At 60.2% G+C, this 24,165-nt stretch carries 25 protein-coding genes, 1 pseudogene and 2 riboswitches; of the genes and pseudogenes, 16 read left to right on the forward strand and 10 right to left on the reverse strand.

From position 1 onward, the window contains the following. Positions 1–316: 316 nt before the first annotated feature. From WGT02_RS12130 to sugE, 10 genes are all read left to right on the forward strand, one after another. Positions 317–862, forward strand: coding sequence for a CdaR family transcriptional regulator (locus tag WGT02_RS12130; RefSeq protein ID WP_208250351.1), 546 nt, complete (start codon positions 317–319; stop codon positions 860–862). Positions 863–1,361: 499 nt separating this feature from the next. Then, a complete protein-coding gene (locus tag WGT02_RS12135) occupies positions 1,362–2,240 on the forward strand; it encodes a DMT family transporter (RefSeq protein ID WP_037070306.1) in 879 nt (292 codons plus the stop codon). A gap of 97 nt (positions 2,241–2,337) precedes the next feature. Next, positions 2,338–3,045, forward strand: coding sequence for a hypothetical protein (locus tag WGT02_RS12140; RefSeq protein ID WP_208250350.1), 708 nt, complete (start codon positions 2,338–2,340; stop codon positions 3,043–3,045). An 84-nt stretch (positions 3,046–3,129) separates the two neighbouring features. Then, entirely contained in the window at positions 3,130–5,139 is a 2,010-nt protein-coding gene (locus WGT02_RS12145; RefSeq protein WP_024319006.1) for an acetyl/propionyl/methylcrotonyl-CoA carboxylase subunit alpha, read from the forward strand. Between the two features lie 100 nt (positions 5,140–5,239). After that, a complete protein-coding gene (locus WGT02_RS12150; RefSeq protein ID WP_024319005.1) occupies positions 5,240–6,508 on the forward strand; it encodes a hypothetical protein in 1,269 nt (422 codons plus the stop codon). A 133-nt stretch (positions 6,509–6,641) separates the two neighbouring features. Beyond that, positions 6,642–7,769 carry an S-(hydroxymethyl)glutathione dehydrogenase/class III alcohol dehydrogenase gene (locus tag WGT02_RS12155; RefSeq protein WP_024312687.1) on the forward strand — a complete coding sequence of 376 codons (1,128 nt, stop codon included), beginning with the start codon at positions 6,642–6,644 and terminating at the stop codon, positions 7,767–7,769. Positions 7,770–7,873: 104 nt separating this feature from the next. Next, on the forward strand, positions 7,874–8,452 hold the full coding sequence (gfa, locus tag WGT02_RS12160; RefSeq protein ID WP_024312688.1) for an S-(hydroxymethyl)glutathione synthase: 579 nt from the start codon (positions 7,874–7,876) through the stop codon (positions 8,450–8,452). Between the two features lie 104 nt (positions 8,453–8,556). Continuing rightward, complete coding sequence (locus WGT02_RS12165) at positions 8,557–9,024, forward strand: YaiI/YqxD family protein (RefSeq protein WP_024312689.1); 468 nt, start codon at positions 8,557–8,559, stop codon at positions 9,022–9,024. Beyond that, positions 9,021–9,854: an S-formylglutathione hydrolase gene (fghA, locus tag WGT02_RS12170; RefSeq protein ID WP_024312690.1), complete on the forward strand. Its 834-nt coding sequence runs from the start codon at positions 9,021–9,023 to the stop codon at positions 9,852–9,854. Before WGT02_RS12165 ends, fghA begins: the two co-directional genes overlap by 4 nt. Positions 9,855–9,986: 132 nt before the next feature. Further along, positions 9,987–10,301 carry a quaternary ammonium compound efflux SMR transporter SugE gene (gene sugE / locus WGT02_RS12175; protein ID WP_024312691.1) on the forward strand — a complete coding sequence of 105 codons (315 nt, stop codon included), beginning with the start codon at positions 9,987–9,989 and terminating at the stop codon, positions 10,299–10,301. 44 nt (positions 10,302–10,345) lie between these two features. On the opposite strand, the gene WGT02_RS12180 is transcribed toward sugE, so the two are convergent. The 7 genes from WGT02_RS12180 to crcB all read right to left on the reverse strand — a co-directional run bounded on the left by WGT02_RS12180 (position 10,346) and on the right by crcB (position 15,857). Beyond that, the gene (locus WGT02_RS12180; RefSeq protein ID WP_024312692.1) at positions 10,346–10,732 is read right to left on the reverse strand and encodes a DoxX family protein; all 387 of its coding nucleotides are present in this window, start codon (positions 10,730–10,732) and stop codon (positions 10,346–10,348) included. A gap of 126 nt (positions 10,733–10,858) precedes the next feature. Then, positions 10,859–12,391 (reverse strand): acyl-CoA carboxylase subunit beta, encoded by a 1,533-nt coding sequence (locus tag WGT02_RS12185; RefSeq protein ID WP_024312693.1) that lies wholly within the window; start codon positions 12,389–12,391, stop codon positions 10,859–10,861. 32 nt (positions 12,392–12,423) lie between these two features. Further along, a complete protein-coding gene (locus WGT02_RS12190; protein ID WP_208250348.1) occupies positions 12,424–12,879 on the reverse strand; it encodes a hypothetical protein in 456 nt (151 codons plus the stop codon). A 70-nt stretch (positions 12,880–12,949) separates the two neighbouring features. Next, the gene (locus tag WGT02_RS12195; RefSeq protein WP_024312695.1) at positions 12,950–13,735 is read right to left on the reverse strand and encodes an ATP12 family chaperone protein; all 786 of its coding nucleotides are present in this window, start codon (positions 13,733–13,735) and stop codon (positions 12,950–12,952) included. A gap of 8 nt (positions 13,736–13,743) precedes the next feature. Next, the gene (locus WGT02_RS12200) at positions 13,744–14,397 is read right to left on the reverse strand and encodes an HAD-IA family hydrolase (protein WP_024312696.1); all 654 of its coding nucleotides are present in this window, start codon (positions 14,395–14,397) and stop codon (positions 13,744–13,746) included. Further along, the gene (locus WGT02_RS12205; RefSeq protein WP_024312697.1) at positions 14,394–15,389 is read right to left on the reverse strand and encodes an RluA family pseudouridine synthase; all 996 of its coding nucleotides are present in this window, start codon (positions 15,387–15,389) and stop codon (positions 14,394–14,396) included. The genes WGT02_RS12200 and WGT02_RS12205 overlap by 4 nt, the downstream gene beginning before the upstream one ends. A gap of 90 nt (positions 15,390–15,479) precedes the next feature. Beyond that, complete coding sequence (crcB, locus tag WGT02_RS12210) at positions 15,480–15,857, reverse strand: fluoride efflux transporter CrcB (protein WP_208250345.1); 378 nt, start codon at positions 15,855–15,857, stop codon at positions 15,480–15,482. A gap of 119 nt (positions 15,858–15,976) precedes the next feature. Here crcB and WGT02_RS12215 point away from each other — a divergent pair, with 119 nt between their 5' ends. The 5 genes from WGT02_RS12215 (at position 15,977) to WGT02_RS12235 (ending at position 21,363) form a co-directional block, all read left to right on the forward strand. Then, on the forward strand, positions 15,977–16,246 hold the full coding sequence (locus WGT02_RS12215) for a hypothetical protein (RefSeq protein ID WP_024312699.1): 270 nt from the start codon (positions 15,977–15,979) through the stop codon (positions 16,244–16,246). Between the two features lie 114 nt (positions 16,247–16,360). After that, positions 16,361–16,448, forward strand: a riboswitch (glycine riboswitch). Positions 16,449–16,451: 3 nt separating this feature from the next. Then, a riboswitch (glycine riboswitch) is annotated at positions 16,452–16,532 on the forward strand. Positions 16,533–16,606: 74 nt separating this feature from the next. Then, positions 16,607–17,743, forward strand: coding sequence for a glycine cleavage system aminomethyltransferase GcvT (gcvT, locus tag WGT02_RS12220; protein ID WP_208250344.1), 1,137 nt, complete (start codon positions 16,607–16,609; stop codon positions 17,741–17,743). Between the two features lie 24 nt (positions 17,744–17,767). Beyond that, entirely contained in the window at positions 17,768–18,130 is a 363-nt protein-coding gene (gene gcvH, locus WGT02_RS12225; RefSeq protein WP_024312701.1) for a glycine cleavage system protein GcvH, read from the forward strand. Beyond that, positions 18,130–20,994 (forward strand): aminomethyl-transferring glycine dehydrogenase, encoded by a 2,865-nt coding sequence (gene gcvP / locus WGT02_RS12230; protein WP_208250342.1) that lies wholly within the window; start codon positions 18,130–18,132, stop codon positions 20,992–20,994. The genes gcvH and gcvP overlap by 1 nt, the downstream gene beginning before the upstream one ends. A 99-nt stretch (positions 20,995–21,093) precedes the next feature. Next, entirely contained in the window at positions 21,094–21,363 is a 270-nt protein-coding gene (locus tag WGT02_RS12235) for a DUF982 domain-containing protein (RefSeq protein ID WP_029709861.1), read from the forward strand. A gap of 56 nt (positions 21,364–21,419) precedes the next feature. Here WGT02_RS12235 and WGT02_RS12240 read toward each other — a convergent pair. Then, positions 21,420–22,202 (reverse strand): annotated as a pseudogene (locus tag WGT02_RS12240) (alpha/beta fold hydrolase). A 490-nt stretch (positions 22,203–22,692) separates the two neighbouring features. Between WGT02_RS12240 and WGT02_RS12245 the strand changes: the two are divergent. Next, entirely contained in the window at positions 22,693–22,908 is a 216-nt protein-coding gene (locus tag WGT02_RS12245) for a hypothetical protein (RefSeq protein ID WP_208250340.1), read from the forward strand. 110 nt (positions 22,909–23,018) lie between these two features. Here WGT02_RS12245 and WGT02_RS12250 read toward each other — a convergent pair whose 3' ends face one another. Further along, on the reverse strand, positions 23,019–23,636 hold the full coding sequence (locus tag WGT02_RS12250) for a LysE family translocator (protein WP_024312706.1): 618 nt from the start codon (positions 23,634–23,636) through the stop codon (positions 23,019–23,021). 136 nt (positions 23,637–23,772) lie between these two features. Then, a complete protein-coding gene (sufA, locus tag WGT02_RS12255; RefSeq protein ID WP_208250338.1) occupies positions 23,773–24,165 on the reverse strand; it encodes a Fe-S cluster assembly scaffold SufA in 393 nt (130 codons plus the stop codon).

Raw genomic sequence — 24,165 nt, forward strand, 5'->3', positions numbered from 1 at the left:
CGTTGAGCACACGCGTCGTTTTCGTGAACTGCACGTCCCGGTATTCCAAGAGCTCGACATGGTGTCCCCACGGATCGAGAAAGTTGAATCGAGGCTCCCGATTGCGGGACATGGTCGCGGATGGACGTTTTGAACGCGCGCAAGAAAGCGCACTTCGAGGCGCTGTCGACTCGGTTGGAGTCCGAGGGACGCGGGACTCATTTCGGGTTCAGGCTTGACTGCCTCCACCAGATCTTCGTCGCTCCGGCCTCGAATAACGGATCCGACCAACGCCGTCTTATCCTTGTACAAGCTGGAATCCGATCTGCAGCAGGCGATGACCACACCGAATGCGCTGATCTTCCACGAGAACGAACAGGTGATCATGTTTGTCTCCGCGTCCACCACCGCAGCGCTCGAACGCAATCTCAACGTGATCGCGAACGTGGCGACCGGGCTGTCGATCTCCATTGGAGCGAGTGAGATCTATGACGCAAACGAGCATCATTTCAATTCGCGGGACCTCGCCTCGCAGGCCGCCGAAGGGCTTTCACCCCGTGGCCGTGCAGGACATCTCCGATACCGCGAAATGGGACTGGAGCTACTTCTGAAAGGACAGGCACGGCAGGACGACCTTGCCTTCGTCCACAACATCCTAGGAGCCCTCGTTCAGGACCCGAGGCATCGCGTCCTTCGTGAAACCCTTTTGCGTTACGTTCAGGAGGGAAAGTCGGTAACGCGTAGCGCTCAGGCTTTGGGCATTCACCCGAACACCCTCTATCAACGCCTTCAGCGTATCGAAGCGGTCACGGGCCGCAGCATCGCCGATGTGAGCGACGTCACGCTACTCAGTCTCGCATGCAAATCCACGCCGAATATTTAGGGGAAACGACGTCTCCCGAGAGCGCATAGTGCCCAGGTGCGGCAAAGGGCGACGTGGTTTGAAACGCCCTCGGGCTCAGGCGACGTGGTCGCCCGTCTTCAATCCCGCGAGAAAGGGAGGCTGTCGATCCTCGAGACTGGCAGGGTCCGACCTATCTGCAACGGGCGTTACAAGTCGATGCCCCTGATATGTGTCGAACTCGTTCCCGGTCGCAGTGTGTGTCATGGTTCGACTGACTTGCATGGAATTTTCCTCCGTTTGCATCGAGGCCCTAACCAAGCCGATGCTTCGATGCTCCATCAGGCGTTTGTTTTTGTCGCTCCGGGAAGGCTCCACCCGACATCCGAAGGGGGACTATGCACCCGGCTTCGGTCCCTTCGGCTGATTCCGCCCCTTCACCAAGCGGGTGACTTTCGGTATAGCCGCCTGAACCGAATGTAGAACCTCAGCGATGCGCAATCCTCCGGAACACCAAAATCCTCTTCAGGGAATGGCCCTGATGGTGGGCGCGATGCTCGTGCTGCCGGCGATGGACGCAATCGCCAAATACATGGCGACCTTCGAGGCAATGTCGCCCGGCCAGGTGACATTCTACCGGTTCTTTTTCCAGCTCGTCTGCACGCTGCCGTTCCTGTTCTTGATCTTCGGCCGTAAGGCGCTGCATGCAAAGCGGCCCTGGATGAATCTTTTGCGCGGGGTCCTCCACGGAGCAGCCAGTCTCCTCTTCTTCGTTGCCGTGAAATACATGCCTCTCGCGGACGTCTTCGCGATCTATTTCGTCGAGCCGCTCATGCTCACCGCGCTGTCGGCGATCTTCCTCGGCGACAAGGTCGGCTGGCGTCGGTGGATGGCGATCGCCGTCGGTTTCGGTGGCGCAATGATCGTCATCCAGCCGAGCTACGAGATTTTTGGCCTGAAAGCGCTCCTGCCCGTTTTCTGTGCCTTCCTCTACTCGCTTTATCTTTTTCTGAATCGGGCGATCGGCGATGCCGATTCACCGCTGACAATGCAGACGATGGCAGGCATCGGCGGCACCGCCTTCATGGCCGCCGCATTGACCGTGGGCAATGGGCTCGGCGTCGGCGATTTCCATCCCTCCTTGCCTTCCTCTGCGTTGGCGCTTGCTTTGCTGCTGATCCTTGGGACGATTTCGGGCTATGCTCATATGGTCATCGTACGAGCTTTCCGGCTGGCACCGCTGTCGCTGCTCGCACCCTTCCAGTATTTCGAAATCATTTCCGCAACGGTGCTCGGCTACGCGCTCTTCGGCGATTTTCCGAACTTTTCGAAGTGGATCGGTATCCTGATCATCGTCGCTTCCGGTCTCTTCATCATCTGGCGGGAGCGCGTGCAGGCGCGATCATTAAAAACGTCGTGACTGATTGAGCGCGCCGTTAACACTGCTTCTTGAGGGATCATCAATTCGCTCGCGGTAGAAGGCCCTTCGGCCTCATGATGAGGTTTGGAGACAAAAGATGAGCGAATTCCGTCTTGCTTTTCCGGCATGTGTGATTGCCGGGAAGCATCGGCTGACGGCCGAAGACATAAGTCTGCTGCGCAAGCACACCTTCCCGGAAGGCATCCGGACCGCGCACGACGTGGTCGCCATGCTGGCCCTGAATAATTCCTGCCCCGAAAAATGCCCGGAGTGGAACGCCTTCTTTGTGGAGCAGCTCGCCGGTTTCATTGTCAACTACACCTACCCTCAAGGGTCTCTCGATGAGATCAATGTGACCTGGCTCATGCGCATGGTCGCAACCGACGGCGTGGTCAATTCGGCGATCGAGCTCGAATTGGTTCTGCACGCAATGGAGATCTCGGCCAACGTGCCGGATGAGCTGCGCGCCTTCGCGCTCGACCAGTTGCGTCTTGCCCTGGTGGAAAACATCGGCGGCTACACGCTATCTCGTGCGATCGATCGAAAGGGCATCACCCGCCAGGACATCGACTACGTGATGCGGGTTCTGCGGAGCGTAAGCGATGCCGGCGTCATCAAGGCACCGCCCCTCACCTGGAGCGTCCTGATGCAGATCGCCGAGGAGACGCTGCCCGTCGGTAATCACCCGCGTTGGGCCGACATTCTCTCGGCGCTACAACTCGTTGACTATGCCGAGCCCCCACGCCGCAGCCGCTGGCTCAGGATCGTGGATGATAGCTTCGGAAACGAAACCGCGGTCGCCTGACACCCGCCGATATTTTTTCGGCTGATTGTGCGTTCCGGTGTTTATGCGTAAAACTCCGGAACGCATGTTTTGGGTGGAGTCTCCATGTTCAAGAAAATTCTGATCGCGAATCGCGGCGAGATCGCTTGCCGCGTTATCAAGACCGCGCGCCGCATGGGAATTGCGACGGTCGCGGTCTATTCGGATGCGGATCGGGATGCACTCCACGTGGAAATGGCTGATGAGGCCGTTCATATCGGTCCTGCGACGGCCGCCGAAAGCTATCTCGTGGCGGATAAGATCATCGCTGCCTGCAAGCAGACGGGTGCGGAAGCCGTCCATCCCGGCTACGGCTTTCTGTCCGAACGGGCATCGTTTTGCGAGGCACTCGAGAAGGAAGGCATTGTCTTCATCGGTCCAAAGCCGAAGGCCATCATGGCGATGGGCGACAAGATCGAGTCGAAGAAGTTTGCCAACGCCGCCGAGGTCTCCACCGTCCCTGGCTACCTCGGCGTGATCGAGGACGCATCGCACGCGGAAAAGATCGCAGCCGAGATCGGTTATCCCGTCATGATCAAGGCGTCGGCCGGCGGCGGCGGCAAGGGCATGCGCATTGCCTGGAACGAGGCGGAAGTACGCGACGGTTTCGATCGGGCTCGTTCGGAGGCGAAGAGCTCGTTCGGCGACGACCGCGTCTTCATCGAGAAATATGTTGTCGAGCCCCGTCACATCGAGATCCAGGTACTCGCGGACGCACACGGCAATGTGGTCTATCTCGGTGAGCGTGAGTGCTCGATCCAGCGCCGCAACCAGAAAGTTGCCGAAGAGGCACCCTCGCCCTTCCTCGATACTAAGACCCGCACGGCGATGGGTGAGCAATCCGTCGCACTCGCCCGCGCTGTGGAATACCAAAGCGCCGGCACCGTGGAGTTCATCGTCGATCGTGACCGCAATTTCTATTTTCTGGAAATGAACACCCGCCTGCAGGTCGAGCATCCAGTCACCGAACTGGTCACCGGTATCGATCTGGTCGAGCAAATGATCCGCGTTGCTGCCGGTGAGAGGCTTCCGTTTGCGCAAAGCGACATAAAGCTGAACGGCTGGGCCGTCGAGAGCCGTTTGTACGCCGAGGATCCCTACCGCAATTTCCTGCCGTCTATCGGGCGCCTGACGCGATACCGGCCGCCCGCTGAAGGCAAATCCGCGAGCGCCATTGTGCGCAATGACACCGGCGTCTTCGAGGGTGCCGAGATTTCGATGTATTACGATCCGATGATCGCAAAGCTCTGCACCTGGGCGCCGACGCGCCTGGAGGCGATCGAAGCGATGGGCGAGGCACTCGACGGCTTCGTTGTCGATGGAATCGAACACAACGTCCCCTTCCTTGCTGCACTGATGAAGCATCCTCGCTGGCGCGAAGGACGTCTGTCGACCGGTTTCATCGCCGAAGAGTATCCGGACGGCTTTGCCCCGGTGGCGCCGAATGCGGGTCAGGAGGCCCTTCTGGCGGCAGTCGCTCTTTCAGCGTCTCTCATTGAAGCCAACCGCAGGGAGCGTTTCGCCGACAGGTTGCGCCCCCCGTCCGGCGCGAGCCGGGAGGAATGGACCGTCAGGCTCGGTGACAGCTACGTGGATGCACGTTTGGTGGACGGGCTCGTGACGATCCCGTTCGACATGGACATCGAGATCGGCGGCAAGACTTTTAACGTCGTCACCGACTGGAGACCTGGCGACGCCGTGTGGCGCGGCAATGTCGCGGGCCAGAGCGTGGTTGCGCAAATCCGCCCTATTCTCAACGGTCTTCGGCTGGACTGGCAAGGAATATCCCTGAAAGCCAAGGTGCTGACGCAGCGTCATGCCGAGCTCGAGAGATTGATGCCGGTCAAGCTTCCACCGGATACGTCGAAGCTGCTGCTCTGCCCGATGCCCGGTCTCGTCGTTTCCATCGCCGTAGTCGAGGGGCAGGAAGTCAAAGCCGGTGAAACGCTTGCCGTCGTCGAGGCCATGAAAATGGAGAATGTTCTCCGCGCCGAACGCGATCTCGTCGTCAGCAAAATAAACGCCAAGCCGGGAGAGAGCCTAGCTGTCGATGCCGTGATACTCGAGTTTGCCTGACGAACGCCGATGCTGCTAACAGTCGCGGCGATTAGGTTTTGTTAACCGCTGATTGCCTATCGTTGCGCCTCCCCGGTCGGATTCTGGATGGAGGTAGCAAATGACGGCGCTGCAATCGGCGGTCCTCTTGCTGATCATAAATCTTGGCCTTCTCTGGCTTTTGATGCGCGCTCCGCTGGGGCGTAGAACCATCTGCCTTCGCCGGATCTATCGATGCTCCCCCGATATACTCTGGAAGGCGATGAATCCCGCCGGTCCCGATGCATCCTGGCACCACTCTGTCGTCAGCAGTCGCGCGCTCGCCAATCGCCGGGGCATTGTGGAGCAAACCTACCGGCATCTCGACAAGACCGGCGCGCCGTCACGCAGACTTCTCGCACTTGAACCGCTGCCATACGTCGCGAAGAACGCCCACGGGTTCCAGTCTCGCATCATTGATGACAGCACGCTGGACCCCGCGTTCTGGAATGACTACCGCGAGCGGCGCATCATTCGACCGACATCAGATGGTGCCTTGCTGGAGGTGGAGCAGACTGACCGCTATCGCGGACTGGCTTTCCTCATGTTTCGCTATTTTTTCCTGCGCCGTGAATTGCAGGCGCTGGACGGATGGTTGAAGACGGGCGAATCCCTGCCGCAGGGTTACTTCGAGCGACCGCTGGTCCAGGGCGGTCTTGCGGTTTTGTCGACTCTGCTGCTCTGGCCGTTCTTCGGGCTCAATGCGAGTGGCCTTATGCTCTCGACTTTCCTGACGCTCGTCATAGCGCTGCACGAGCTGGGCCATATGGCCGCTTACCGCATGTTCGGCCATGCATCGGTCAGAATGATCTTTGTGCCGCTGCTTGGCGGCATTGCCGTCGGCGGCAGGCCGTACCGTTCGTTGTTCGAAGTGGCAACCTGTGCGCTGATGGGCGCGGGAATGTCGGCCTTTCTGGTCCCCATCCTTGCGGTCGCCACGCAGCTTTCGGACGTGAGCCTACTGCCTTCGGCGTCACGGGCGCCTCTGCTCGTTTTCATGTTGATTCTCGGTGCTTTCAACCTGCTGAATTTACTGCCGATGCATCGCTTCGATGGAGGCCAGGTCCTCCGGCAGATTTTTCGCACGCCAAGGTCGCAGATAGCCGCCAGCTTCGTGGTAACGCTCTGCATTCTCGGCATCGGATTCCAAATCGGTTTGCCCGCGAAAATGCTGACGATGGGCTTGCTCGTCTTCACGCTTGTCAGTCTCGTCAGCGGCGGCTCAGTCAAGCCGCGCCAGACGCTCGACGAGATGAAGGATGGCGAGCGCATGCTCGTTGCCTTCGGTCTCTATGCGGCTATTGCGATACATGGCTATGCCATTATTTTCGCAACCGAAAAGCTCTTCTGACGCAAGCCGCGCAGTGGCTGGCGCAATCAGCGTATTCGAGGCTGAAACTCACGCATCCGGACAGTTTTTCCTTGAGCCGGCAGCGCCGTGCGTGCAAAGGTCCGCGCAATCAAATCAGCAGGAGACACCTGACATGGACGTTCGCGCCGCCGTTGCCGTACAAGCTGGCAAACCGCTCGAAGTGATGACCGTGCAGCTGGAGGGACCGCGGGCCGGCGAAGTGCTGGTCGAGGTCAAGGCGACCGGCATCTGCCACACCGACGACTTCACGTTGTCGGGCGCCGATCCGGAAGGTCTGTTTCCGGCAATCCTCGGCCATGAGGGCGCCGGCATCGTCGTCGATGTCGGTCCCGGCGTCACGTCGGTGAAGAAGGGCGACCATGTCATTCCGCTCTATACGCCGGAATGCCGCGAATGCCCGTCCTGCCTGTCGCGCAAGACCAATCTGTGCACCGCGATCCGCGCCACCCAGGGCCAGGGCCTGATGCCGGATGGCACCTCGCGCTTCTCGATCGGCAAGGACAAGATCCATCACTACATGGGCTGCTCGACCTTCGCCAACTACACGGTGCTGCCGGAGATTGCCGTTGCCAAGGTCAATCCCGACGCCCCCTTCGACAAGATCTGCTACATCGGCTGCGGCGTGACGACCGGCATCGGCGCGGTGATCAACACCGCCAAGGTCGAGATCGGCGCGACCGCCATCGTCTTCGGCCTCGGCGGCATCGGCCTCAACGTCATCCAGGGACTTCGCCTTGCCGGTGCCGACATGATCATCGGCGTCGATCTCAACAACGACAAGAAGGAATGGGGCGAGCGCTTCGGCATGACGCATTTCGTCAATCCCAAGGAGGTCGGCGACGACATCGTGCCCTACCTCGTCAACATGACAAAGCGCGGTGCCGACCAGATCGGCGGCGCCGACTACACCTTCGACTGCACCGGCAACACCAAGGTCATGCGCCAGGCGCTGGAAGCCAGCCACCGCGGCTGGGGCAAGTCGGTCGTCATCGGCGTTGCCGGCGCTGGCCAGGAGATCTCCACCCGGCCGTTCCAGCTGGTCACCGGCCGCAGCTGGATGGGCACGGCCTTCGGTGGCGCCCGCGGCCGCACCGACGTGCCCAAGATCGTCGATTGGTACATGCAGGGCAAGATCGAGATCGATCCGATGATCACCCACACGATGCCGCTCGAAGACATCAACAAGGGCTTCGAGCTCATGCATTCCGGCGAAAGCATCCGAAGCGTGGTACTTTATTGAGGACAAGACGACGGAATGCGGCGCGACTTTGAAATGGCCTGCGGCTTTTTCGCAAATTGATCCTGATTTGGGAGCCGTGGGCAGCTAAGGAGGAGGAGCTGAACATGCCAAGTCAAGTATCGATACACCCCGCCCTCGACGGCGGCGTGAAGAAAGGCCAGGAAAATTTCGATGGCGGCACACTGGTCTGCGCTTGCACCGACCGTGCCGTGAAGGTCGCGATCAAGGGCACCATCGCCCATAATCACGCCTGCGGTTGCACCAAATGCTGGAAGCCGAAGGGAGCGGCTTTTTCAGTCGTCGCGGTGACCCCGCATGAAAGCGTCACCGTGCTTGAAAATGGCGACAAGCTGCACGTCGTCGATCCTGATGCGCTTATTCAGCGCCACGCCTGCAAGGCTTGCGGCGTCCACATGTACGGACCGGTGGAGCGCGAACATGCGTTCAAAGGGCTCGACTTCGTCCATCCGGAACGCTTCCAGGAAGGCGGCTGGCCGGAGCCGACATTTGCGGCCTTCGTCTCCTCGATCATCGAGTCGGGCACGCCGCCTTCGGCGATGGCAGGCGTACGCGGCCGCCTGAACGAACTCGGCCTCACGCCCTATGACTGCCTGAACCCGACGCTGATGGATGTCATCGCGACCTGGGTGGCGAAGAAGACAGGCACGCTGAAGGAAGCCTAATGTCTTGAACGAATGGCAGCCGTCGGATTATGAGACCCGAACGAACCGCCGCTACGCGCCCGTCAGGTGCCGCGTAGCGTTTCAGCCAAAGCAGATTGAAATTCATGATTTATGTCGATGCAGACGCCTGCCCGGTGAAACCGGAAATCCTCAAGGTCGCCGAGCGCCACGGCATCGAAGTGACCTTCGTCGCCAATTCCGGTCTGCGCCCCTCGCGCGACCCGATGGTGCACAATGTCATCGTCTCGGCCTCCTTTGATGCCGCCGACAACTGGATTGCCGAGCATGCCGGCGCTGGTGACGTGGTCGTCACCGCCGATGTCCCGCTCGCGGTCCGCTGCGTGGCGACCGGTGCGCTTGTCAGCGGTCCGACGGGACGGGTTTTCGACGACACGAATATCGGAATGGCCAGTGCCATGCGCGATCTCGGCGCTCACTTGAGAGAGACCGGCGAAAGCAAGGGTTACAATGCCGCCTTCAACCCGAAGGATCGCTCCCGGTTCCTCGAAACTTTCGATCGCCTGTGCCGCCGGGCCAAGGCGCTTGCTCCAAGAACGGACGGTAAAGAATGAACATCATTTCACAGACGACCGCGTTTGGCGGCATGCAGGGTGTTTTCACGCACGAATCCGACGCCTGCAAGTGCGATATGACCTTTGCAGTCTTTGTTCCGCCGGAGGCGATCAAGGAGCCCTGCCCGGTTGTCTGGTACCTCTCTGGCTTAACCTGCACGCATGCCAACGTTATGGAAAAGGGCGAGTATCGGCGCATGGCCGCCGAACTCGGTCTGATTATCGTCTGCCCGGACACAAGCCCGCGCGGCAACGATGTCCCAGATGAGCTCACCAATTGGCAAATGGGCAAGGGCGCCGGCTTCTACCTCGACGCGACCGAGGAGCCCTGGTCCGAAAACTACCAGATGTACACCTACATCACCGAAGAGCTTCCAGCGCATGTCAGCCAACACTTCCGCATGGACATGAGCCGCCAAGGCATCTTCGGCCACTCGATGGGCGGCCATGGCGCCATGACCATTGCGCTCAAGAATCCGGACCGTTTCAAGAGCTGCTCGGCTTTCGCACCGATCGCGGAGCCATCCACCGCCGATTGGTCGGCTCCGGCGTTCGAAAAATACCTTGGCCCAGACCCGGCGGCCTGGCGTAAATACGATGCTTGCGCCTTGGTAGCAGACGGCGCACGTTTTCCCGAGTTCCTGATCGACCAGGGGAAGGCCGATGGTTTCCTGGAGAATGGCTTGCGCCCTTGGCTCTTCGAAGAAGCCGTCAAGGACACCGATATCAAGGTCACCCTGCGCATGCATGAGCGCTATGACCATTCCTATTACTTCATCTCGACGTTCATGGACGACCATCTGAAGTGGCATGCGAAACGGCTTGCCTGAAGGGTGCGCAAGAAACGGGTGGTAGCGCCGCCATGTGGTTTCCTACCTGAATTGAACCGTTTTCCCAAGTCAGCGGCGCCCTCTGTGGAGCTCGCTGCATCGGGGACGTCTTCGCTCGGGATGGAGATAACGATGGCTTGGTTTCTGCTTTTTCTCGCGGGCCTTTTCGAGTGCGGCTGGGCAATCGGCCTAAAGTACACCGATGGATTCACGCGCCCGCTACCCACGACGTTGACCGTCATTTCGATGGTTGTCAGCGTCGTGCTGCTGGGCATCGCCGTGAAGACGCTGCCAATCGGGACGGCTTATGCTGTTTGGACCGGTATCGGTAGTGTTGGCACCGTGTTGCTCGGCATTTGGCTGCTCGGCGATGCTGCCACCGCCTCGCGTCTGCTCTGCATTTCACTGATTGTCGCCGGGATTGCCGGTTTGAAGGCCACGGCATGAGCCGCAGCCGTGGCCGGTAAAGCCGGCCACGGCGTTTATCGCTGTTAGGCGGTGGCCTTGCGCTGGTCGACCGATAGAGCACCAGGTCCGGCGAAGAAGATGAACAGGAAGACGAAGCAGAACAGAATCGCTGCTTCGCCACCGTTCAGTGCTGGCCAGAAGGCTTTCGACCCGTGCGCCATGAAGTAGGCCACGGCCATCTGTCCCGACAGAATGAAGGCGACCGGTCGCGTGAACAGGCCGATCAGGACGAGAAGGCCGCCGACGACTTCGATTAGAGCGGCGACCAGCAGCAATGGCGGCAGCGGCCCCTCCATTTGTGCGGCCGGGAACGCGAAAAGCTTCATTGTTCCGTGTTCGATAAACAGCAGCGCTGCAATGACGCGCAGGGCGGCAAGCGCGTAGGGCTGGTATGCGCTCAGTCGTTCCATGGAGACTCTCCTTTTGAGTAAAGACAGCGGAGCGTTAGCTGCTTCGCCAAAAGGAATGAAGACACGGATCGCTGACGGGCGATCACTTCCTGTTGATTTTCCTTAGCTTTCCCCACTTTAGTCTCCTCAAAGCGGAATATTGTCGTGCTTCTTCCAGGGATTGCTCAGGTCTTTATTGCGAAGCATCTTGAGGCCGCGTGCCAGCCGCCTGCGCGTAGAATGCGGCATGATCACTTCGTCCACATAGCCGCGCTCGGCAGCCACGAAAGGTGAAAGGAATCGGTTCTCGTACATTTTCGTGTGCGCGGCGATCTTTTCGGGATCGGCGATGTCCTTCCGGAAAATGATTTCGACGGCCCCCTTCGCGCCCATCACCGCGATTTGAGCCGTCGGCCAGGCATAGTTCAAGTCACCCCTCAGATGCTTGGATGCCATGACATCATAGGCACCGCCGAACGCCTTGCGCGTGATCACCGTCAGCTTCGGCACCGTCGCCTCCGCGTATGCGAACAACAGCTTCGCACCGTGCTTGATCAGCCCGCCATATTCCTGCGCAGTTCCCGGCAGGAAGCCTGGCACATCCACGAACGTCACGATCGGGATGTTGAAGCAGTCGCAAAAGCGGACGAACCGTGCCGCCTTTCGCGACGCATCGCTGTCGAGCACGCCGGCGAGCACCATTGGCTGGTTTGCCACGAAGCCGACTGTCGATCCCTCGACCCGCCCGAACCCGCACACGATGTTTTTGGCGAAGCTCGCCTGGATCTCGAAGAAATCGCCCTCATCCACCGTCTTCAATATCAATTCCTTGATATCGTACGGCTTGTTTGCGTTCGCAGGCACCAGCGTATCCAGCGATGCATCTGTGTCCGTCACTGACTGGTAACATTCGACTTCCGGCACCGGCGAGGTGTTCGATTGCGGCAGAAGATCAATCAGCCGGCGGACCTGCAACAACGCCTCGACATCATTGTCGTAGGCGCCGTCGGCAATCGAGGATTTGGTCGTATGCACCGATGCGCCGCCGAGCTCTTCCGCGGTGACGGTCTCGTTGGTCACTGTCTTCACCACATCCGGGCCGGTCACGAACATGTAGGACGTGTCGCGGACCATGAAGATGAAATCGGTCATCGCCGGCGAATAGACGTCGCCGCCGGCGCATGGCCCCATGATGACTGAGATCTGCGGAATGACGCCGGAAGCGAGCACATTGCGCTGGAACACCTCGGCGTAGCCGCCAAGCGCAGCAACGCCCTCCTGGATGCGAGCGCCGCCGGCGTCATAGATGCCGATGATCGGCGCCCTGTTTTTGAGCGCCATATCCTGCACCTTCATGATCTTCTCGGCATGCGCCTCGGAGAGCGAGCCGCCGAATACCGTGAAATCCTTGGCAAAAACGAAGACGGTTCGTCCGTTCACCGTTCCCCAGCCGGTGACGACGCCATCGCCGGCAATTCGGGTCTTGTCCATCCCGAAGTCGTTGGACCGATTCTCGACGAACATGTCGAACTCCTCAAAGGAGTCCTCGTCGAGGAAAAGATCAATTCGCTCGCGCGCCGTCAGCTTGCCGCGCTGATGCTGGGCATCGATACGCGCCCTGCCTCCGCCAAGCCTTGCAATACCGCGGCGACGTTCGAGTTCTTCGAGAATTCCCTTCATGGATACCCCTTGCCGCGGATCTCGCGGCCTGTTCAAGCGCGTCCGGCGCGCAGCGAGAAAGCGGAACAAATGCGGGCGGCGATATCCTCGGCAAGGATCTCGTCGGCTGCCGTGGGACTGTTGGAAAAGCTGGTCACTTCGAACGAACTGACAGCGATGACCGATCCATCCTCGACGGAGGCGGCGTCGATGCTGACCTTCGCGACATTCCGGCTCTTGTCGAAGCCCTGGCCCTTTTCGACGTAAAGGATCCGGATCGTCAGCACGACACGCGGATAGACTTCGGTTCGCACCGTGGCGTTGATGGCGGCATTTACGCGATCACCGACGCCGGCAAGGATTGCCGGCGGTATCTTCTGTGGGCTGACAACGACGGCGCTTCGGACGTCATAGAGAGGTCCGGCTTGTTCCTTCGCGAAGATCGAGCAGGACGCCAGGGCGATGCAGATAAGCGCAACCCGAAAAAAGCACGACTTGAGCCAGTTCATCCAGAAAATCCGCGTCCGCCCCCGATAGAGTCGCAGATTTTCGCGATAACCATTCTCAAAGCAATATGTTTCAGCCTTTCATGGCCAAAAAAACGTCAGCGGCTGCATTGAAGTCCTCGAAGCGTTTCTCGCGCCGTTCCTCGGATTCTTCGTCGCTTCCCCAATGCTCGATCGTCCAGTCTTCGTCGAGATGCGCGAGCGACCAAACCTTCTTTGCCGGCAGGACGCCTTCGGCAAAGGCAAGCGCTAGCAGCGCGGAGCCGGTCAACGTCGTGATAGTATGTAGGGCAGCCAGGACAGTCGCATTGTCGTGCCGTCGCAATGCCGCGGAAAACGCAGAACTAGCTTCGCGCGGCTGGTCGCGATGCATGACGCCCTCGATCAGGATAAAGCGCGCGCCGAGAGAATTGCCAGCCCAATCGAGCACTGGATCCCAAAACTCCTTCTGACGCTCGACGAGAGCTTGCGGTGCATCGGCGCGATAGCAGATGAGATCGCTCGAAGAGAAGCGTAGAATGTCTTCGAAGACGGCCTGCTTGTCGGGTGCAACCCCATCGATAGCGGTGTTGACGAGCCGCGTCACGGGCATGGTCGAAGGGTCGATGAGGTCGGCCTGCGCATCCCATTCAAGCACTAAAAGTTCCGCAAGCGGCTTCGTCGCGACGACCAGCAGCTTGCGGGCTGGCGTGCGGATAGCCTTGCCGTCCAGCTCGATGGAAAAGCATTCGTCGAGTTCCCCGACTGTGACCGTCTTATAGAAGCGCTTCGGCAATGGCTTCTTCATCTGGATCTGGGCGCGACGGATCGGGTCGGGATGGCTCAATCCCTCTGCTATGTCGTTCAACAGATCACGCATGCTTCACCTCAGGAAAAGTGCTTCAAAACATCGCTCGGGTGGCGAACAATGCTGTCGGCACCCGCACCCATCAAGTCGTCCACACTGGCATAGCCCCACGAGACACCGACCGCCTTGGCGCCTGCGGCTTTCGCCATCTGCATATCGTAGACCGCATCGCCGATCACGATGGCATCGGCGGGACTTGTGCCGGTCTCACTGCAGCACTCCGTTACCATAGCTGGATGTGGCTTCGATGGGCAGTCGTCTGCGGTACGCGAAACGATAAAATGTGGTGCAAAACCGTGTGTTTCGAGAATGTGGACGAGACCGCGACGCGACTTGCCGGTTACCGCACCGATCAGAATGTCATCATTCCGCGCCAACTCATCGATCAGCGGCTTGATGCCACTAAAGAGCGGCACGTCCATTCCAGGTTCGTCACGAACGCCGAGATAGATCGCCTTGTAGTGCACCGTCATTGCGATCGCTTCGTCGTCGACGTGAGGCTTGCCCTGCATCCGCGCAATTGCGATATCCAGCGTCAGTCCGATGATCGACTTCGTCAACGAGACATCAGGCCGGTCATAGCCGAAATGCACGAATGTCCGCGCCATCACCTCATGGATCAGCGCGGCGCTGTCGACCAGCGTCCCGTCGCAATCGAAGAGTGCGAGCCTCATTCGTCGTCTTCCCTTTCCTGGGATGCGAGATCGAGGCCGAGCAGGTTCCAGGTCTGCACCATATGCGGCGGCAAAGGAGCACTGACGCGCAGTCGGCCGCCGGAGGGGTGCGGAATGTCGATCTTGCGCGCATGCAGGTGCAGCCGCTTCTGGATACCGCCCGGGACATCCCAGTTCGGATCCTCGATGAAATACTTGGGGTCGCCAATGATCGGGTGACCGATATGAAGCGCGTGAACGCGAAGCTGATGCGTCCGTCCGGTATAGGGTTCCATCTCAAGCCAAGCGAGGTTCTGCGCGGCGGTTTCCAGGACGCGATAGTAGGAAATCGCGTGATCGGCTCCGTCTTCGCCGTGCTTGGCAACACGCATCCGGTCGCCATCCGCGGTCGCTTCCTTCACCAGCCAGGTCGAGATTTTGTCCTCGTGCTTGCGCGGAACGCCTCTTACCAACGACCAATAGGTCTTTTTGGTATCACGCTCGCGAAACGCTGCCGTCAATTTCTGTGCGGCGCCTCGGGTGCGGGCGATGACAAGGACGCCGGATGTATCGCGGTCGAGGCGATGCACCAGCCTCGGCTTTTCGCCCTTCGGGCTGGTCCATGCTTCGAGCATCTTGTCGATATTCCGCGTCACACCGGACCCGCCCTGCACGGCAAGACCGGCCGGCTTGTTCAAGACGATCACCTTGTCGTCTTCATGCAGCACCATGCGCTGCAGAAGCTCGTAATCGCCCCCGTGTTTCAGATCATGGCCGGCGATCGGCGTGTTTTTCGACTTGGCGTCGACATCGAGCGGCGGAACGCGCACCACCTGCCCTGGCTGCACGCGCGTATCGCTTTTCACGCGCCCGCCATCGACGCGGACCTGACCCGATCGTAGAAGCTTCTGGAGTGGGCCGAATCCGAGCCCCGGGAAGTGCACCTTGAACCAGCGATCGAGCCGCATGCCCGCCTCGTCCGGCTCCACTGTTTTGTGTTCGATACCCGCCATACGTCATCTTTCGGAAAATGGTCTTAGGCGCGCTGTGCGACCTTTGCGGCTGGCTTTAGAGCATTTTCGCCGAAAACGGAAACCGTAATCTCACAAGATTGCGCGCATGAGCGCCAGTCCGGCGGTCACCGCGGCCATCGACAGGCCGACGCTGGCGACGATATAGACTGCGCTGGAGACGGCCGCGCCACGCTCGAAGAGCGAAATGGCATCGAGCGTGAATGCAGAGAAGGTCGTGAATCCACCGAGAAAGCCGGTGATCAACAGCAGGCGCATCTCCGGCGACGCATCGAAGCGTCGCACGATCATCTCCGCAAACACGCCGATGACAAAGCATCCGACGACATTGACTGTCAGTGTCCCCCACGGAAAGGCTGGGCCAGCAAGCCTGAGGGCCCATTGGCCGACATAATATCTGAGGACGGAACCGATTGCGCCGCCGACGGCGACAAGGAGGGCTTGCATCATGGATTTGCTCTAAAGCACCTCACGGAAAATTCCAATCATCCACAGGGAAGATTCAGATGCATAAAATGCTGGCAGTTAATTTAGCCAGTTAAGAACATCCGACGTTCTATTCTGGCCTCATGACAGTCCTGGTCGGCACGATTTCCGCGAGCACCGCCGCCGCAGCGTTCGAAACGCTCCGGATTCCGCAGCGCGTGTCCGCAAGCACGGCTGCAAAAGAGGCGCGCCGGACTGCCGACCGTCAAACCAGGGCTGCGAGCGGCCAAGATGTGGAAGAGCCGGCCAATATCATCCAATCGACGGAAGTCGCTTTGGACCTGATGACGATGGGGCAACGGCAGCCGCAGGCCGGGTTGAAACAGGCACTGGAACTCTACAGCGACAGCTAAACGTTGCCCGGTTCCTCTCTCCCGTAGCCGTCTATCCTCAAGAGCACGCGACAAAAATTTGTTCGACGGCGACATTCCCCCTTGCCAAGTACAGCCATGGCCAGATAATTGCCCCCGACCTTGTTGGGAGAAGCTGGTCGTCTGCGACCAGTGCCGAAGGAGCAACCGCCCCGGAAACTCTCAGGCCAAAGGACCAGCAAGGGGCAGACGGAACTCTGGAGAGAAGCGTTCTCGAAACGCTCGCCGAAGGGATAACAATCTCAGGCACAGGGACAGAGGGGGCTCGAAATGCAAGGCGCAACCGCGTCTGAAGATTTGAGCCCGCGCATGGAATTCCAGGCGCAAACCCCGGAGGCGTCGTTGGACGATACTACTGCCCTCAAGAAAACTCCGCTTCACGCGCTGCATCTGTCGCTCGGCGCCCGCATGGTTCCCTTCGCAGGCTATGAAATGCCGGTGCAATATCCGGCTGGCGTCATGAAGGAGCACATCCAGACCCGCACGTCGGCCGGCGTCTTCGACGTGTCCCACATGGGCCAGGTGGTCATCAAGGCAAAATCGGGAAAGTATGAGGACGCCGCCCTTGCGCTGGAAAGCCTCGTTCCGGTCGATATCCTCGGTCTTGCGGAAGGTCGACAGCGCTACGGTTTCTTCACCGATGACAACGGCGGCATTCTAGACGACCTGATGATCACCCATCTCGACGATCACCTCTTTGTCGTCGTCAACGCCGCCTGCAAGGATGCCGATCTTGCTCACCTCCAGAAGCATATCGTCGACACCTGCGACATCATCCTGCTCGATCGTGCGCTGATCGCCCTGCAAGGACCGCGCGCCGTCGAAGTGCTTGCGGAACTCTGGGCCGATGTCGCCGCGATGAAATTCATGGACGTGCGCCATTGCCGGCTGCACGACGTATCCTGTCTGGTTTCACGCTCCGGTTATAGTGGCGAGGACGGCTTCGAGATCTCGATCCCGACCGACAAGGCAGAAGATGTCGCCAAGCGGTTGCTCGAGCATCCGGACGTACAGCCGATCGGCCTCGGTGCCCGCGACAGCTTGCGCCTCGAAGCTGGCCTCTGCCTTTATGGCAACGACATCGACACCACGACGACGCCCGTGGAAGCAGCGCTCGAATGGGGCATGCAGAAAGCCCGCAAGACGGGCGGCGCACGTGCCGGCGGTTTCTCCGGCGCAGACCGCATCTTGGCCGAGCTAGAAAAGGGTGCAGCTCGTCGCCGCGTCGGTCTGAAGCCTGAGGGTAAGGCTCCGGTTCGCGGCCACTCGAAGCTTTTTGCGGATCCAGAAGGCAAGTCTGAGATCGGCGAAGTGACCTCTGGCGGCTTCGGCCCCTCCGTCGAACATCCCGTCGCAATGGGCTATGTCAAGCTCGCCCAGGCAGCCGTTGGAACGCAGGTTTACGCCGAGGTGCGCGGCAAGTACCTGCCCGTCACCGTCAGTGCCCTTCCCTTTATTACACCGAGCTACAAACGCTGAAACATTTTTCCGGAGAGAACAATCATGCTGAAGTTTACCGAAGAACACGAGTGGCTGAAGATCGACGGCGGCGTCGCGACGGTCGGCATCACCACCTACGCCGTTGAACAGCTCGGCGATCTAGTTTTCGTCGAATTGCCGGAAGTCGGTGCCACCTTCTCCAAGAACGACAATGCCGCAACCGTCGAATCCGTGAAGGCTGCCTCCGACGTCTATTGTCCGCTTGACGGCGAGATCACCGAAGTCAATCCGGCCATTACTGCCGATCCGTCGCTGGTCAATTCGGACCCGCAGGGCGCCGGCTGGTTCTTCAAGCTCAAGCTTGCAAACGCCGCCGATGCTGATGGCCTGCTCGACGAGGCGGCCTACAAGGAGCTCACCGCGTAATGACGACGCCGACAGAATTCCAGTTCACCGACTACCAGCCCTACGACTTCGCCAACCGTCGTCACATTGGCCCGTCTCCTGCCGAGATGACGGATATGTTGAAGGTCATCGGCTACAACAGCCTCGACAACCTGATCGACGCCACCGTGCCGCCCTCCATCCGCCAGAAGGCGCCGCTCGTCTGGGGCGCGCCGATGACGGAACGCGAGGCGCTCGACAAGCTGCGCGACACCGCCAACAAGAACAAGGTCCTCGTCTCGCTGATCGGCCAGGGTTACTACGGCACGATCACACCGCCGGTCATTCAGCGCAACATCCTAGAAAATCCGGCCTGGTACACGGCCTATACACCTTACCAGCCGGAAATCTCCCAGGGCCGACTGGAAGCGCTGCTGAACTACCAGACGATGATCTGCGACCTCACCGGCCTCGACGTCGCCAATGCCTCGCTTCTCGACGAAGCGACAGCGGCCGCAGAAGGCATGGCCATGGCAGAGCGCGTCTCGAAGTCGAAGGCCAAGGCGTTCTTCGTCGACGCCGCTTGCCATCCGCAGACGATCGAGCTGATCAAGACCCGCGCCGAGCCGCTCGGCTGGAGCGTCGTCGTCGGCAACCCCTTCACCGATCTCGATCCGGTCGATGTATTTGGCGCCATCTTCCAGTATCCGGGCACGCACGGCCACGTGCATGATTTCACCGGCCTGATCTCGCGCCTGCACCAGACCGGCGCCATCGCCATCGTTGCCGCGGACATCCTGGCACTGACACTCTTGAAATCGCCCGGCGAAATGGGCGCCGACATCGCCATCGGCAATTCGCAGCGCTTCGGCGTTCCGGTCGGCTATGGCGGCCCGCATGCGGCCTACATGTCGGTCAAGGACGCCCACAAGCGCTCCATGCCCGGCCGTCTCGTCGGCGTCTCGGTCGATGCCCGCGGCAACCGCGCCTACCGCCTGTCGCTGCAGACCCGCGAGCAGCACATCCGTCGCGAGAAAGCCACGTCGAACATCTGCACCGCGCAGGTGCTCCTCGCCGTCATGGCCTCCATGTATGCCGTCTTCCACGGCCCGAAGGGCATCAAGGCGATCGCCCAGCAGGTCCATCAGAAGGCCGTGCTGATGGCCAAGGGCTTGGAAAAGCTCGGCTACACCATCGAGCCGAAAACCTTCTTCGACACCATCACCGTCGATGTCGGCCACATGCAGGGCGTCATCCTGCGCGCGGCCGTCGCCGAGGGTGTGAACCTGCGCAAGGTCGGCGCCACGAAGATCGGCATGAGCCTTGACGAGCGCACCCGCCCGGCAACGCTGGAAGCCGTCTGGCGCGCTTTCGGCGCCAACTTCGCCGTTGCCGATTTCGAGCCTAGCTATCGCCTACCGAAGGGCCTCGCCCGCACCAGCGAATACCTGACGCATCCGATCTTCCACATGAACCGCGCCGAAAGCGAGATGACCCGCTATATCAGGCGTCTGTCGGACCGAGATCTGGCGCTCGACCGCTCGATGATCCCGCTCGGCTCCTGCACGATGAAGCTGAATGCCACGGCCGAAATGCTGCCGATCACCTGGCCCGAGTTTTCCGACATTCACCCCTTCGTGCCGCCAGACCAGGCGCTCGGCTATCGCGAGATGATCGACGATCTCACCGACAAGCTCTGCGCCGTCACCGGCTATGACGCCTTCTCCATGCAGCCGAACTCCGGCGCGCAGGGCGAATATGCGGGCCTCTTGACGATCCGCAACTACCATATCGCCAACGGCAATGGTCACCGCGACGTCTGCCTGATCCCGACCTCGGCCCACGGCACCAACCCGGCCTCGGCCCAGATGGTCGGCATGAAGGTCGTCGTCGTCAAGGTTCGCGAAAACGGCGATATTGACCTCGGCGATTTCCGCGCCAAGGCCGAGCAGTATGCGGACAATCTCTCCTGCTGCATGATCACCTACCCCTCAACGCACGGCGTCTTTGAGGAAACCGTCAAGGAAATCTGCGACCTCGTGCACAGCCACGGCGGCCAGGTCTATCTCGACGGCGCCAACATGAACGCCATGGTCGGCCTGTCCCGGCCTGGTGACATCGGCTCCGACGTTTCCCACCTCAACTTGCACAAGACCTTCTGCATCCCGCATGGCGGCGGCGGTCCCGGCATGGGCCCGATCGGCGTCAAGGCGCATCTGGCGCCCTACCTCCCCGGCCACCCGGAAACGGACGGACGCTCCGGCGCGGTCTCGGCGGCGGCCTTTGGCTCGGCCTCGATCCTGCCTATCTCCTGGAGCTACTGCCTGATGATGGGCGGCGAAGGGCTGACGCAGGCGACCAAGGTGGCGATCCTAAACGCCAACTACATCGCGGCACGGCTCAAAGGCGCCTATGACGTGCTCTACAAATCCGAGGCCGGACGTGTGGCGCATGAGTGCATCATCGACACCCGTCCGCTGGTGGAAAGCGCCGGCGTCACCGTCGACGACGTCGCCAAGCGCCTGATCGATTGCGGCTTCCATGCGCCGACCATGAGCTGGCCGGTTGCGGGCACGCTGATGATCGAGCCGACGGAATCGGAAACCAAGGCCGAACTCGACCGCTTCTGCGAAGCGATGCTGGCCATCCGCCAGGAAGCCCGCGACATCGAGGAAGGCCGCTCCGACAAGGTCAACAATCCGCTGAAGAACGCCCCGCACACCGTCGAAGACCTCGTCGGCGAATGGGATCGTCCGTATAGCCGCGAACAGGCCTGCTTCCCGCCCGGCGCCTTCCGGGTGGACAAGTACTGGTCCCCGGTCAACCGCGTCGACAACGTCTTCGGCGACCGCAACCTGATCTGCACCTGCCCGCCGGTCGAAAGCTACGCGGAAGCGGCTGAATAACGACACCTCTCGGTCCCTCCCCCTTGTGGGGAGGGGTTGGGAAGGCGTAAGCATCCGCACCACCGAAAACCCGCGATGCAAACACAGGTCACCCACCCCATGGCAAAATCCGACAGCGATATCACCCAGGCACTCTGGCCAAAGCCAGTGCTCTTGGCGCTGGAAGAACCCGGCCAGTACGTGACCATCGACACAACTCAGGCCGCCTCCTGGGCGATGATCGAGGACTGGCCGACCGAAGACGGGCCGGCACTCGACAAGGCCCTACTGGTCTGCGCCGACGTCATCAAGGGCAAGCGCACCAACGACGATGCCCGCAAAGCCTTCATCGCCGCCGCTGTCGAGGCCGGCATCGACATCAAGAGCTGACCGCTCGGTTGCGCTTTCATTGTGTCGGCGTTCGCAGGGAGCAGCGGAGATTTTCGCTATCCCTTCTGTTGGCCCGCCGCCTCCAGGATCAACCCTGCAATGGCGTCCGGGTGCGAAATCAACGATAGATGGCTGGATTTCAGCTCGATGGTGTTGGCGCCCATACGCTTGGCCATGAAGCGTTCGAGGTCTGGATTGATCGTTCGGTCTTCGGTGGAAACGGCATACCAGCTCTGTTTTGAGCGCCATGCTGCCTACGTCGTCTTACCAGTGAGTAGTGCCTTGTGGAACGGCTCCTGTACGGCATAGAGCACTTTCGCCTTCGCCTCAGGAAGATCTCCCGCAAAGTCACGCAGGAACGCCGCTTCAGTCAGTCGTCCCTCGTCTCCATCAAAAACGATGCCTGCGGAAGCTGGCGGTGTCGGAAATGTCTTGGCAAGGGCCGTGTAGTCTTCGCCGGCATCAGGTGCACGCGCAGCAACATAAACAAGTGCCGATACGCTCGGATGCACGCCCGCTTCGGTAACCAGCATGCCGGAGAACGAATGCCCGACCAGAACCGTCGGACCATCCTGCCGGTCGAGTACGCGCTGCACCGAGGCGACGGCCTCCGGCAGTGTCGTCAGCGGATTCTGCACGGCCGTGGCATTGAGCCCCGCGGCCTGCAAGCGCGCAATGACCTCCGTCCAGCAGGAGCCGTCGGCAAACAGCCCGTGCGCCAGGACGACGTTTCGCGCCTTCGCCGGCGCTGCAGGCGCGGCCATGCCACGGGTGGAGATGAGGGAAGCGGCAGCGCCTGCAACGAGTGCCGCTGAGAAAGTCCGTCGGTTCATCATCATGATCGGTGTTCCCTGAGCGTTGAACAATCAGCTGCGCGCGCGCAAGCCTCCGGCTCCGCACAAGCTGGCTTGTGAAATCTGCGTGGTTGGCTTTCCTGTCGCTGCCTCAGTAGCATCACTGGCGCTGTGCGACCCTACGAAACGACCGGTTTACAAGGCGCTTCACACGTGCCTTGCGCATGGTGATCGTTTCACAGATGAATCTATTCGCCACCCACCGCTCGGTCAATCGGGCACGCGCTACACATAGGTATAGGTGGCGTAAGGAAGGGAATAGAGTTCCCATGCAAGGCATTCGATGGCCCAACCGACGGGCGCTACCGACGGTTCCTGCGCCGACGATGCCCCCGCAGGAGGCGGTAGCGATAGCGTCTGCCGGTCTGGCTTTTGGGCCGCTTGCGCCATATGGATTGGATTCGAGGCATCGACTGCAGCGCGGCATCGACATGACATTCTCGCACATCTTCCGCCTATCGATCTCAAGGAAACGATGACGTACGCTACTCGCCTCAACCCGTTTCGCCTCTACAACACGCGGAAGGTCGGTCCATATTTCAAGCGCGAGTTCGAACGCGTTGGCGCCGCATCGCCACAAATCCGTATCGCCTATAGCAATGCTGGCAATCCCCCTCGTGATGTGCTGATCGAACGGCGCGGGCAAAATTTGACGCTCGTGCTTGAGAGCGTGGCGACACGCCGCCCGTAACATGAATGCGTTTAATCATAATGGCTCGCATTGTTTCCCAAGGTCTGCACGCATGTCGCGAATTTCGTCTCTCTTCAATCTGCCAGAGCCATGGCGTTACAGAGGCGTATTTAAAGGAGCGAATAGCCTCCGGAAGCGAGCGCTACGAGGCCGAAGAGGATCAACAGGTAGCTTGTTCCCCGCACGAGCTTTGTTGTGAAATCCCTTGGCAATTTGTTCCTGGCAAGGCTGACCGCTCCGCTCAGAAAGAACCACCAGGCAAGCGATCCGCTGAAGACACCACCTACGATGACGGCCGAACTGAAGCGCCGTGTCTCTTCTGTGAGACCAAACCCGGCAAATAGCGCACCGAATGAAAGAATCGTGGCCGGATTGGAGACCGTCAGCAAAAACGTCGCAAGCGTCGTGCCTATGAGCCCGACCGACCTGACATCGGCTGCCTGGACCGGATCGTGCGTCAGTCCTCGATAACCCAGCGCGAGAAGCAATAGACCTCCGACGATCGCCAAAGGCAGTCTCGCTGCCGACATCGTATCCTCGAAGACAGCGATGCCGGTGACCGCTGCCAGCGCATAACTGGCATCGCCGACCGCGGTCCCAAGGCCGCAGGAAAAACCTGCAGGAAAGCCGCGCTCCAGTGTGCGTTTGATACAGAGCATTCCGATCGGCCCGAGGGGCGCGGTGATAATGACACCCAGCAGAGCGCCCTTCGCAAACAGCAGTAGCATCGTTCAGTCGATTCCCTTCCCCAGGGGCAATCCCGCGGACTTTCAAAGAGAGCCCTTAAGGCGCAAGCGCGAAGAGGTAAAATGAAAAGGCCGCCGAAACCGGCAGCCTTTTCGAGAATTCGAACGATTGTGACAATCAATGCGCGGGAATGACGGCGTTGCCCTGCGCGGCGAGCGCCGCAAGATCCGCCGGTTTCAGTTCGACGGATTCGCCGCAGCCGCAGGCCGAGGTCTGGTTCGGATTGGTGAAGGTGAAGCCGGAGCGCAACGTCGTGCTCTCGAAGCCCATTTCTGTGCCGAGCAGGTAGAGCACCGCGGACGGTTCGACCCAGACCTTGGCGCCTCCGCGCTCGATCAGGTCGTCCTTCGCATTCGGATCGGTCACGAGGTCGATGGTATATTCCATCCCTGCGCAGCCGCCCTTCTTGATCCCGACGCGAATGCCCTTGGCCTCCGGTCCGGAGTTTTCGACAATCGCTTTCACGCGGTTCGCTGCAGCTTCCGTCATGCTCATTATTGCAAAGCCCAT

The sequence above is a fragment of the Rhizobium sp. T1470 genome, from assembly GCF_042140505.1.
GTDB lineage: Bacteria > Pseudomonadota > Alphaproteobacteria > Rhizobiales > Rhizobiaceae > Rhizobium > Rhizobium favelukesii.